At 62.8% G+C, this 12,438-nt stretch carries 8 protein-coding genes; 4 read left to right on the top strand and 4 right to left on the bottom strand.

All coding sequences use genetic code 11. The annotated features are described in order from the left end of the window. Positions 1-56: 56 nt before the first annotated feature. The 4 genes from dxs to ABFB52_RS25910 all read right to left on the bottom strand — a co-directional run bounded on the left by dxs (position 57) and on the right by ABFB52_RS25910 (position 4,407). The gene (gene dxs / locus ABFB52_RS25925) at positions 57-1,955 is read right to left on the bottom strand and encodes a 1-deoxy-D-xylulose-5-phosphate synthase (RefSeq protein ID WP_129972505.1); all 1,899 of its coding nucleotides are present in this window, start codon (positions 1,953-1,955) and stop codon (positions 57-59) included. A gap of 91 nt (positions 1,956-2,046) precedes the next feature. Next, positions 2,047-2,934 (bottom strand): (2E,6E)-farnesyl diphosphate synthase, encoded by an 888-nt coding sequence (ispA, locus tag ABFB52_RS25920; protein ID WP_085747622.1) that lies wholly within the window; start codon positions 2,932-2,934, stop codon positions 2,047-2,049. Next, the gene (locus tag ABFB52_RS25915; RefSeq protein ID WP_007894317.1) at positions 2,931-3,173 is read right to left on the bottom strand and encodes an exodeoxyribonuclease VII small subunit; all 243 of its coding nucleotides are present in this window, start codon (positions 3,171-3,173) and stop codon (positions 2,931-2,933) included. The genes ispA and ABFB52_RS25915 overlap by 4 nt, the downstream gene beginning before the upstream one ends. Positions 3,174-3,261: 88 nt before the next feature. Next, positions 3,262-4,407: a Fic family protein gene (locus ABFB52_RS25910; RefSeq protein WP_085747623.1), complete on the bottom strand. Its 1,146-nt coding sequence runs from the start codon at positions 4,405-4,407 to the stop codon at positions 3,262-3,264. Between the two features lie 277 nt (positions 4,408-4,684). Between ABFB52_RS25910 and ABFB52_RS25905 the strand changes: the two genes are divergently transcribed. The 4 genes from ABFB52_RS25905 to ABFB52_RS25890 are packed head-to-tail and all read left to right on the top strand — an operon-like array spanning position 4,685 to position 12,437. Further along, entirely contained in the window at positions 4,685-5,476 is a 792-nt protein-coding gene (locus ABFB52_RS25905) for a DUF2135 domain-containing protein (RefSeq protein WP_102716662.1), read from the top strand. Between the two features lie 51 nt (positions 5,477-5,527). Further along, a complete protein-coding gene (locus tag ABFB52_RS25900; RefSeq protein ID WP_129972504.1) occupies positions 5,528-7,240 on the top strand; it encodes a DUF2138 domain-containing protein in 1,713 nt (570 codons plus the stop codon). After that, positions 7,210-7,875: a DUF1175 family protein gene (locus ABFB52_RS25895; RefSeq protein WP_041475438.1), complete on the top strand. Its 666-nt coding sequence runs from the start codon at positions 7,210-7,212 to the stop codon at positions 7,873-7,875. Before ABFB52_RS25900 ends, ABFB52_RS25895 begins: the two co-directional genes overlap by 31 nt. Next, on the top strand, positions 7,872-12,437 hold the full coding sequence (locus ABFB52_RS25890; RefSeq protein WP_129972503.1) for an alpha-2-macroglobulin: 4,566 nt from the start codon (positions 7,872-7,874) through the stop codon (positions 12,435-12,437). Before ABFB52_RS25895 ends, ABFB52_RS25890 begins: the two co-directional genes overlap by 4 nt. The last annotated feature ends 1 nt before the right edge of the window (position 12,438 follow it).

Here is a 12,438-nt window from a genome sequence, read left to right as displayed (position 1 = left end):
CAATGTTGACTGTGCCGACCTCATCGCGGGCAAGCCCGCTCCCACAGGGATGGTGATTACTTGTTGAGCAGAGTCAGGCGCTCACGCACTGCCGCTTCGATCCCCACTTCATCCAGCCCGCACTCGGCCAGCATCTGCGCCGGCTTGGCGTGCTCGACGTAAACGTCCGGCAAGCCCAGGTGCAGCACCGACTTGAGGATGTTCTCGCGGGCGAGGAATTCGCTGACCGCGCCACCAGCGCCGCCCATGATCGCGTTTTCTTCGATGGTTACCAGCAGATCGTGGCTGTTGGCAATCTCGCGCACCAGCGCTTCGTCCATCGGCTTGACGAAACGCATGTCGACCACGGTCGCGTCCAGCGTCTCGGCGACCTTCAGGGCTTCGGCCATTTGCACGCCGAACACCAGCAGGGCGACCTTGCTGCCCTGACGACGCACCACACCCTTGCCGATCTCGATCGGTTCGAGGTCTTTTTCGATGGTCGCGTTCGGGCCGTTGCCGCGTGGATAGCGCACCGCCGCCGGGCCGTTGTACAGGTGGCCGGTGGTGAGCATTTTGCGCAGTTCGTTTTCATCGCTCGGGGTCATGATGACCATGCCCGGGATGCAGCGCAGGAACGACAGATCGAAACTGCCGGCGTGGGTCGGGCCGTCTTCGCCCACCAGACCGGCGCGGTCGATGGCGAACAGCACGTCGAGGTTCTGCACCGCGACGTCATGCACCAACTGGTCGTAACCGCGTTGCAGGAACGTCGAGTAGATCGCCACCACCGGTTTCGCGCCTTCGCAGGCCATGCCGGCAGCGAGGGTCACGGCGTGTTGCTCGGCAATCGCCACGTCGAAGTAGCGCAGCGGGAAGCGTTCGCTGAACGCCACCAGATCCGAGCCTTCCTTCATCGCCGGGGTGATGCCCACCAGACGCGGGTCGGCAGCGGCCATGTCGCACAGCCATTCACCGAACACGCCGGAATACTTCGGCCCGCCGGCCTTTTTCGGCGCAGCGGCCGGGGCGTCCAGCGGTTCGAGCTTGGTGATGGCGTGGTAACCGATCGGGTCGACTTCCGCCGGGGCGAAGCCTTTGCCCTTTTTGGTGACGATGTGCAGGAACTGCGGGCCTTTCAGATCGCGCATGTTGCGCAGGGTGGCGATCAGGGTCGGCAGGTCGTGGCCATCGATCGGGCCGATGTAGTTCCAGCCCAGTTCTTCGAACAGGGTGCCGGGAACCAGCATGCCCTTGGCATATTCTTCGGTGCGGCGGGCGATTTCCCAGGCGCCGGGCAGGCGCGACAGCACTTTCTTGCTGCCTTCACGCATGCTCGCGTAAGTGCGGCTGGAAAGGATCTTCGCCAGATAGTTCGACAGCCCGCCGACGTTGCGCGAGATCGACATGTCGTTGTCGTTGAGGATCACCAGCATGTTGGCGTCGACTTCCGGCGCATGGTTCAGCGCCTCGAACGCCATGCCGGCGGTCAGTGCACCGTCGCCGATCACCGCAATCGCCTTGCGATCACTGTTCTGCAGGCGGGCGGCGATGGCCATGCCCAGCGCTGCGCTGATCGAGGTGCTGGAGTGGCCGACGCCGAATGTGTCGTACTCGCTCTCGGAGCGGCGCGGGAAGGCGGCGATGCCGTCCTTCTGGCGCAAAGACTCCATGCGCTCGCGACGACCGGTGAGGATCTTGTGCGGATAAGCCTGATGACCGACGTCCCACACCAGCCGGTCGTCCGGGGTGTCGAAGACGTAATGCAACGCGATGGTCAGCTCGATGACGCCCAGGCCGGCACCGAAATGCCCACCGGTCTGGCCGACCGTGTAGAGCAATTCCAGGCGCAACTCATCAGCCAGGGTTTCCAGCTCGGCTTCGCCTAACCGGCGCAGGCCGTCCGGCGTGTTAGCGCGGTCGAGCAGGGGCGTGGTCGGGCGCTTGCGGGGAATCTCATGAAACGTCGTGGGCATCAGGCGAATCGTTATAGGTATAAAAGATGCGGCAGTTTACCTGATGCATCGCCCCCTGCCCACGCGTTGGTCTTTTTTGGCTGATTAGCCTTCAGTTACGCCGATCGACGATATACCGGGCCAGATCGCGCAACGGCTCGGCAGCCGCGTCAAACGGTCGCAGCGCGTGCAGGGCCTGATCGCGCAGCTCCAGCGCATAGGTCTTGGCGGCGTCGAGGCCGAGCAGGGCCGGGTAGGTCGGCTTGTCGCGGGCGATGTCGGCGCCCTGGCGCTTGCCGAGGGTTTCGGTATCGCTTTCGACGTCGAGGATGTCGTCCTGGACCTGGAATGCCAGACCGATGGCCTGTGCATAAGTCTGCAGGGACTTGAGTTCATCCTTCTCGGCACGGCCGCTGGCCAGGGCGCCGAGCTTGACGCTGACTTCGATCAGCGCGCCGGTCTTGTGCCGGTGCATCTGTTCCAGCGCTTTCTGGTCGAGCTTGAGGCCGACCGAACCGAGGTCGATGGCCTGACCGCCGACCATGCCCGCCGGGCCCGCCGCGTGCGCCAGCGCCGTGACCTGTTGCAGGCGGATGTCCGCGCTCAGGTCGCTCAGACGCGGGTCGAGCAGGGCGCTGAACGCCAGGCTCTGCAAGCCGTCGCCGGCGAGGATTGCGCAGGCTTCGTCGAATTTCTTGTGCGTGGTTGGCTGGCCGCGGCGCAGATCGTCGTCGTCCATCGCCGGCAAATCGTCGTGCACCAGCGAATACGCGTGGATCAGCTCAACCGCACACGCCGCGCCGTTGGCCTGTTCGGCTTTGCCGCCGAGGGCTTCGCATGCCGCGTAGGCCAGCAGCGGACGCACGCGTTTTCCGCCGTTCATCACGCTGTAGCGCATGGCTTCGTAAAGCCGCGCCAGTTCTGGCAGCGGGGCGTTGAACAGGGTTTCCAGTGCCGCGTTGACCCGCGCCTGGCTGGTGGCCGAATACGCTGCAATCATTCTGGCTGATCCGCGTCGAAGGGTTCCTCGGCGAGTTCGCCATCGCGTTCCAGCAACACCTGGACCTTCTGCTCGGCCTGGGCCAGCGCCGCCTGGCAGTCACGGGTCAGGCCGATGCCCTGCTCGAAAGCGGTCAGCGAGTCTTCCAGCGACAATTCACCGTTCTCCAGACGCTCCACCAGCGTTTGCAGGTCGGCGAGGGACTGTTCGAAATCCAGTGCAGCTTTTTTGCGGGCCATGGCGGCTAATTCCGGTTGACGTTAAACCGGCGCGACACTAGCAGATAGGGGGGGTATGGGCAAATGAGCGGGCCGACGGACAAGGGTGTCAGTCGGTCAATTCGCCAGGATATTGAATCTGATACCGAGTGCTGCGTCCGCCGCCCGGAAGACGTTGCAGGCAGCCCTTTTCCAGCAGTTCCGCCAGATGTCGGGTGGCCGTGGCTTTGGAGACCTTGGCCACACTCTGGTATTGCGCTGCGCTGATACCGTGCTCGAAACCGCGCTCACCACCGTCGAGCAAACGATTGAGCACTTTGATCTGCTCCGCCGACAGCCCGGATTCCCGGTGCGCCTGCCAGAAGCGTGATTTTCCCAACACACTTTCAATCCGCGCAATGGCCTGTTGCAGGCTGCGCAGCAGGGTTTGCAGGAACCATGCGAGCCAGTCGGTGATGTCCAGCGTGGCTTTCTGGCTGGATTCGAGAATCCGGTAATAGCCCGCGCGGTCGTCGAGAATGCTGGCGGACATCGCATAAAAACGAATCGCCTGCGCTTCGCCCTGAGCCAGTGCCAGATCGGTGAGCGTGCGGGTAAGACGGCCGTTGCCGTCATCGAACGGGTGCAAGGTGACGAACCAGAAGTGCGCGATGCCTGCCCGCAGTAAAGGATCGAGGCCTGCCTGGTGCTGACTGGCGTCGAACCACTTGAGAAAACTGTCGAGTTGTCGCTCAAGCCCTTGTCGCGGTGGCGCCTCGAAATGCACGGTCGGGCGGTCGATTCGCCCGGAAACCACCTGCATTGGCTCATCGCCGCGTAGAGCGCCGACATTGATTGCTCGCGAAAGGAAACCACTCTCCTGTTCTGGAAACAGCCATGAATGCCATTCCAGCAATCGTTCCAGCGTCAGCGGTTCGGCAAAACGTTGAGTGGCATCGAGCATCAGTTGCGCCAGCCCCTCGCTGCGCTTGCTGACGTTGTCGCCATCCGGTGATTCCAGCCCCAGACGTCGTGCCAATGAAGAGCGCACGGATTCAACATTCAACTGCTCCCCCTCGATGGCCGAGGAGGTCACGATGTTTTGCAGCAAAGCGTCCAGCTCTGTCTGCGCGCTCAGTGAATGGCTCACCGATCCCGCCATGCCCATCAATTGACCTTGTGCCTGAACACACTCGCGCAACAACGGTGCCAGGCATTCCGCCTGCCAGTTGAAGTCCGGCCAATCAGGCTGCTGCCAGATCCAGTGAGTCGCCATTAATTGCTGATCCTGAGTGCGTGAGCCGATTGGAAACGCTATTCGGCTCATTTCGTGAGCCGAATATGACGCCTAATCGGCTCATCGTCCACTGGTCGCCGTGATTCCCACCGCAAATCCAGATGTATCCGATTGTTAAAAAACTGCCGAATCGCTAACCTTCGCGCCTTCTACGACCCGACAGTCACGGGTCTTTCAGACGAAACGCAGTTTTCACCGCTGTGAAGTACCGAGGATCGGGTGCAGGGTTTCGTTCAGGCATGGCAGGAGGCATCACATGCGTTCACTTCTTTTGCTGCTGATCGGGTTGGCCTGCGCACCCGCGCTGCTGGCGGCGCCGAGCGCGGAGCTGTCGGAGCCGGTGGGCGGCTGGCGCTATCACGGGCTGCTCGATCGCACGGAAAACCCGCAAGTCGCCTATCCCACGCCGCCGATCGATCGCGGCATCCAGCGCAATCGCACGATGATTGAAGGCCAGCTCAAGGCGATCGGCCATTTACGTCCGCCGCACAGCCTGGCGGTGAATGGCAATCCACTGAATCTGTACACCGACGACCAGGGCCGTTTCGCCCGGCCGTATGCGTTCGGCGCCGGTTCCAACAGCGTCGAGGTGATCAGCGCCGACGGCCAGTCGCTCAAGCGCGTTCAATTCTACGAAGCCAACAACCTGCGCACGCCGGCGCGGATCCGCGTGGTGCTCGGTTGGGACGACCCTAAAGCCGAACTCGACCTGCACGTCATTACGCCTGACGGCCAGCATGCCTTCTGGGCGCGTCCGGCGATGAGCAACGGTGGTGGCCTCGATCCGGACGGCGTCGATGGCCCTGGCCCGGAAATGTTCACCATGACCGCGCCGTTGCACGGCACCTATCTGGTTTACGTCAACTATTGGGGCAACTTCGGCAACGGCGGCTATAACTTCGAGGAGACCAGCAACCAGAACGAGGTCATCACCTCGCAGATCACCCTGGTGCTGAACGAAAACACCGTCGACGAAAAACGCGAAACGTTCATCGTACCCCTGCGGGCCATCGGTGATCTGCTGCTGGTCAAGACTTTCAACTATTAAGCATCCCGCACCACGGATGAACTGCCGAGCTTTGGGAACATGAGCGAGAAGATGAGCGATAACACTGCGACCCCGGCTACCGATGCGTTCGCCGCCAAACCTTCCCGGCGCTGGCCGTTGCTGGCGGTCGGGCTGTGCCTGGTGGCCGGCGTGGCGGGCGGGCTCGGCTGGCTGATGCACAAACCGAAGGCGCCGCCGGCGGAACTGGCCAGCGACAAGCTTGGCTTGAGCCGCCCGGACGCACTGCTGGAAACCCGCTCCCTGAGCCAGTTGCCCAAGGACTTGCTGACGGTGCCGTTCCTCAAGGCCACGCTCACTGAGGATTTCGTCTTCTATTACGAAACCCACGCCGACCGTCTCGGGTTGATCGGCAGTCTGCGGCGGATCATCTACGAGCATGACCTGAAGCTGCAGGACAGCCTGATCGAGCAGCTTTTCGACCAACCGGCTGACGTGGCGCTGTGGCGCGGCGCCGACGGTCGGCTGAAGGATTTCCTGCTGGTGATGGATCGCGGCGGGCTGGCCAAGGTGCTGGAGCCGCTGGCGAAAGTCGCGCTGGATGATTCGCAACTGAGCGTGTTCAGCACCCTGAAGGTCGGCGGCGATGAAGTGCCGCTGTATCAGCTGACCTACAACGCCGGCAAATCCCTGCTGTTCGCCTCCCGTGGCGACAAACTGGTGGTGCTGTCCAATCCGGCCAAATTCTACGATCCGGAAAGTGGTGCTTCCGAGGAGTCCGGCCATGTCTCGCCGCAAGCGCTGGCGGCGCTGCTCAACGGCGAAAAACTGTTCCCCGAAGCGTTCGGGCTCACGGCCAAGACACCTGAAACCAAACAGCGCCTGTCGGTCAATTCCAGCGTCTTGGCCATGGGTTACCAGCGTTTCATCCCGAACTTCGCCGGCCTGCGTTTCGACATGGACGACAAGGGCTGGCACAGCTATCTGGCCATGGATGAGCTGGAGAACCAGCCGGACTTCGATTTCAAACCGGTCTGGCAAGCCATGCCGCTGGGCGCCAGCGCCTGCGTGGCCTTGCCGGTGGCGGCCGAGCCGCAGAAACCGTTGCTGGTGAAACTCGGCGCCGAAGAAGCCGTGGCGCAGAAACTCACCGAACACGTGGCCGGCGCGGCGGGCCTGTGCTGGTACGCCGATTCGCGGTTGTACACACCGTTGCTGGTGGCCAGTCTGAACGACGAAGACAACGGCAAACTCGACGCTGATATCGGCACGCTGTTCGATTCGATGGTCGGCGCTTACGAAGGCAAGGTCGACGAGCACGCGTTCCCGGTGGTGGAAAAACAGGAAGGCCAGAGCCACCTCTGGCAGCGTCAGGTCAGTTCCAACTTCGGCCCGTACGCGGCCAAGGATGCCGAGAACCCGGACGCGATCACCGGCCGTGCCTTCATGAAAGTCAGCCTGGCGCGTCATGGTTCGACGCTGCTGTTTTCCCTCGACGACAAACTGGTCGACAAGGCCCTCGGCACCCTCGACAAGCGCTTCCCGCCGATGGCCGATGTGCTGCCGAAAGACGTGCTGATGCCGATCTACTTCGGCCCGGATTCAATGGCGCAACTGATCCAGCAGGAAACCCTCGACAGCCTGCCGCAGGACATGGAGCCGGTGTTCTACAACGCCGCGCAAACCTACCTGATCCCGAAACTGCGCACCCTCGGCGGCATGGGCAAATACGCCCTGACGTTGCCGGAAGGCAGCGAGCCTGACGGTCACTGGCAATGGCTGCCGCTGGAGTGGAAAGCGCTGTGACCGGACTCATTCGCAGCCTTGGCCTTCTGGCGCTGTTGCTCAGCGCCGGTGCCCGAGCCGTTGAGACTCCAGCCCTCGATCCGCAGCAATCCCAGGTGTTTCGCGCCTGGTTCGTGCGCATCGCTCAGGAGCAGTTGAGCAAAGGCCCGAGCCCGCGCTGGTATCAGCAGGACTGCGCCGGGCTGGTGCGGTTTGCCGCCAACGAAGCGCTGAAAGTCCATGACGACAAATGGCTGCGCAGCAATGGCGTGTCCAACCGCTACCTGCCGCCGGAGCTGGACCTGAGCGCCGATCAGCGCAAGCTCGCCCAGCAATGGCAGCAGGGCGGCGGCAAGGTCGGGCCCTACGTCAACGCGATCAAACTGATTCAGTTCAACAGCCATCTGATCGGCCGCGACGTGTCCCAGGCACGGCCCGGCGATCTGATGTTTTTCGATCAGGGCGACGACCAGCACCTGATGATCTGGATGGGCCGCTACATCGCCTATCACACCGGCACGACCACCCCAACCGACAACGGCATGCGTTCGGCAAGCCTGCAGCAACTCATGACATGGAAGGACACCCGATGGATACCCGACGCAGCCAACCCCAACTTCATCGGCGTCTATCGACTGAACTTTCTCTCCCAATGACCGGTGCCCGCATGTTGCGCTTACTGCCTTTTCTGTTGCTGTCAGTCCTGCCGTTTTCGGCCGTGAATGCCGAAGACACCGTCGAGCCGAGCGGCTATACGCCGGTGTCCGGTGAGAGCTTTTTCCTGCTGGCCGACAGCAGTTTCGCCGCCGACGAACAGGCGGTGGTGCGCCTCGAAGCGCCGGGCCGTGACTACCGTCGCTTCCGGATGGAGCCGTACGGCGGCGCCGATATCCGGGTGTACAAGATCGACAAGCCGCTGGACTTCCTCAAGCGCCAGAAAAACCTGCACCGCGTGGTCAGTGACGGCCAGTTCAAGGGCGAAGGCCTGTCGAACACCCTCGCGTACCTGTGGGATAACTGGTACCGCAAATCCCGTCGGGTGATGCAGCGTGCGTTCTCTTACGAGTCGCGCCAGCAAGTCACCGAGGAGGTGCCGGAACTGAAGATGGGCAATGCCATCGCCGCGCCGACCCCTTACGACGCGCAACCGCAATTCGCCCTGATTCCGGGTCTGCCGGTGGTCAGTCAGTTCCGTTATCCGCTGTGGCAGGCCAAACCGATTCAGCCACCGACAGGCGTCAATCTGGCCGGGTCTTCCAGCGAGTTCGTCAGCGTCGCGCCGGGTAACGTCTACATCCCGTTGGGCAATCTGAAACCTGGCCTGTATCTGGTCGAAGCGCTGATCGGCAAGTACCGCGCGACCACCATGGTGTTCGTTTCCAACACCGTGGCGGTGAGCAAGATTGCCGGTGATGAATTGCTGGTGTGGGCCGCACGCAAACACGAAGGCAGCTCGGTGCCGAAGGTCAATGTGCTGTGGACAGACGGCCTCGGCGTGATGAGCAGCGGCGCCACCGACACCGATGGTCTGCTCCGCCTGAAACACGTCAGCCCGGAGCGTTCGTTCGTGATTGGCGAGGACGAAGAGGGTGGCGTATTCGTCTCGGAAAACTTCTATTACGACAGCGAAATCTACGACACCAAACTCTACGCCTTCACCGACCGGCCGCTGTATCGTCCGGGTGATTGGGTGTCGCTGAAAATCGTCGGCCGTGAATTCAGGAACGCGCGGGATTCGGTATTGCCGGGCGCGGCGGACGTCAATGTCAGCGTGCTCGATGCTACCGGCACCGAGTTGCAGCGGCTCGATCTCAAACTCGATTCCAAGGCTGGCACCCAGGGCCGTTTCCAGTTGCCGGACAATGCGGTGGCCGGTGGTTACGAGCTGCGTTTCAACTACAAGGATCAGGCCTACAGCAGCGCGTTCCGGGTGGCGGAGTACATCAAGCCGCACTTCGAAATCTCGCTGAATCTGGCCAAGCAGGATTACCGCACCGGCGAACCGGTGAAGGGCAGCCTGGTGCTGCTTTACCCGGACGGCAAACCGGTGGCGAACGCCAAACTGACCCTGAGCCTGCGCGCCCAGCAACTGTCGATGGTCGACAACGAGCTGCAATACCTCGGGCAATTCCCGGTGGAACTGACCAGCACCGAACTGACTACCGACAGCAAGGGCAACGCGAGCCTCGACCTGCCAGCCGCCGACAAACCGAGCCGCTACATGCTCACCGTGTTTGCCAGCGATGGCGCAGCGTATCGGGTCAAAACCACCAAGGAAATCCTCATCGACCGCGGTGCCGCCAGCTTCCGCCTGACTGCGCCGCAGCGCTTCAGCGCGGTGGGTGACAAGGTCGCGTTCAGCTACGCCAACGAGGGCGGCAGCCAACAGGCGCAGGCCGTTGTGCCGAGCAGCTACAGCTGGGTGCGTCTGGAAGACCAGACCACTGGCGAAGGCAAACTGGCGGCGAAAGACAAAGGCTTCAGCGTGGCGTTTGATCGCCCGGGCACCTACAACCTGTCGCTGAAGGATCAGCACGGCCGAGTGCTGGGTGCGACCGGTCATTCGGTCACCGGCGCCGGCGTCAAGGCAGTGCCGGGCACCGTGGAAATCGTCCTCGACAAACCCGAGTACAAGGCAGGCGACGAAGCGCTGGCGCTGATCACTTTTCCCGAGCCAGTCAGCGATGCACTGCTGTCGCTGGAGCGTGACAAGGTCGAAGCCACCGCGCTGCTGGCCAAGGGTGGCAACTGGCTGAAACTGGAAAAACTCAGCGACACCCAATACCGCGCACGCATTCCGGTGAAGGACAACTTTGCGCCGAACCTGACGTTCTCCGTGCTCTACACCAAAGGCGGTCAGTACAGCTTCCAGAACGCCGGGATCAAGGTTGTTGCGCCGCAGATCGACGTGGCAATCAAAACCGACAAAGAGACCTATCAGCCGGGCGATACCGTGACGGTCGACCTGACCACGCAGTTCGCTGGCAAGGCAGTGCCGGCGCACCTGACGGTCAGCGTCGTGGATGAAATGGTCTACGCGCTGCAACCGGAAGTTGCGCCGACCATCGACCAGTTCTTCTACCACCCGCGCCGCAACAACGTGCGCACCAGCGCCAGCCTGTCGTTCATCAGCTACGACGTGGCGTTGCCGGGCAGCCCCGGCGCGCCGGGCAAGGCCAACCGCAGCGAACGCGGGGTGAAAGTGCTGGAGCGGCCGCGCCGCGAAGACGTCGACACCGCTGCGTGGCAACCGGAATTGCTGACCGATGCCGACGGTAAAACCCGTTTCACCTTCAAGATGCCGGACTCGCTGACCCGCTGGCGCATTACCGCGCGGGCGATTGCCGATGACGGTCAGGTCGGGCAGAAGAAGCAGTTTGTCCGCTCGGAAAAACCGCTGTACCTGAAGTGGAGCGGCCCGAGCAAATTCCGCAAGGGCGATCAGCCGCAACTCGGCGTGTTCGCCTTCAGTCAGGCCGAAAAACCGGTCAAGGCTGAGCTGGTGACGCATTACGCCGGCGCCGAACAGCGCCTGCCGGTGACCCTCAACAACGGCATCAACTACCTGCCGCTACCGGCCTTCGCATTGGCCTCCGGCGAATGGACCGCCGAACTGGTGCAGGACGGCAAGACCGCCGACGCCCTCGCGGTACGCCTGACCGCCACCGGCGAAGGCTGGCAAGTGACGCAGACCCAGAGCCTCGATGTGGCCAGCGGTGACACACCGCTGAGCCTGCCGGCAGACGCCACCGACATTCGCCTGCGTCTGGATGACAGCCCGCAAGCGCTGTTCCGTTCGGCCCTCGACGATCTGCTCAGCTATCCGTACGGCGGCGTCGAACAGACCGCCAGCCGCTTGCTGCCGCTGAGCATCGCCTATCCGTCGCTGGCGTCGAGCCCGCAGATCCGCGACCGCTTGCGTCTGATCATGCAGAACAGCCGTCTGCGCCTGGTGCAAATGGCCGGGCCGTCGGCGAGTTTCACCTGGTGGGGCTTTGATGGTGAGCCGGATGCGTTCCTCACCGCTTACGCCTATTACGCCGACTGGAACGCCAGTCAGGTGCTGGATCTGACCTTGCCGCCGGAGCACTGGCAGCGGGTGCTGGAGGTCTACGCCAAGCAGGCGCCGAACACGCCGTTGCTGCAACGGGCACTGATCCTGTCGTTCGCCAAGCAGATGCATCTGCCGGTCAACACGCTGCTCAGCGGTTTGATGGACGATCTGGCGAAGACCGGGGAAGGCAATGCCGAAAACCTGATAGACGACGGCGAAGACAGTCTGGTGATGGGCGATCCGGATTCGGCGCTGGGTCTGGCGGCGGCGCGGGTCTTGACCGCATCGCTGGCGACCCAGTCGAAAGTTGCTTTGCCGGACGCGTTCAATCGTCAGTTGGGCGCAGCGCAACAGCGCTTGTCGGTCAGCTCCCAGCCGTTTGCCGAAGCGCTGAACCTGTCGCTGCAACCGTTCGATCAGGCTCGTGCGAACGCGCTGCTGCAACGCCTGTTGCCGCAGCAATCGACCCTCGAACGTGCGCTGGCGCTAACCTGGCTGCAACGCAGCATCGCCCAGGCATCGCCGACCATCGCGCTGGCCCCGGGCGAAGGCTGGAAGAAAAACTACGGCGCGACCGGCGAGATGTATTGGACGTGGCAGGGTGCTGCGCCGGTGCCGAGCGTGTTGTCGGTGTCGGGCACTCAGGAGCGTCCGTTGCGTGCCGCGCTGAGCTTCCAGACCCAACAACCGGCGGTCGATCCGATGGCGGTGACCATCACTCGTCGCCTGTCGCGTCTGGTGCCGGGTGACGAAGCCTTTACCTTCAAACTGGAGCCGGTCGGCAGCAAGCCGTTGTCCAGCGACAGCCTGTATCTGGACGAGGTGATCATCACCAGCAAGGCACCAAAACCGCTGCGCTACGGCATGCTCGAAGTACCGCTGCCGCCGGGTGCGGATGTCGAGCGCACCACGTGGGGCATCAAGCTGCAGGGCAAGGACGGCACCGAACCGACTGCGCTGGAAAAAGCACGGTTCGAACCGGGCCAACTGGCCTACGCGGTGCCGGTGGATGCGCTGAGCGGTGAATTGCGTCTGCGGCATCTGGTGCGCTTCTCGCAGAAGGGCCAGTTCAACCTGCCGCCGGTGCGTTTCACTCAGGTCTACGCGCCGCAGCATCAGGCCCGCGAAGCGAAAGCGGCCCTCGGTCAGGTCACGGTCAACTGAC

The organism is Pseudomonas sp. 9.2(2024) (assembly GCF_039695385.1).
Classification (GTDB): Bacteria; Pseudomonadota; Gammaproteobacteria; order Pseudomonadales; family Pseudomonadaceae; genus Aquipseudomonas; species Aquipseudomonas paraglycinae.
This window is presented reverse-complemented; position numbering and strand designations above follow the sequence as displayed.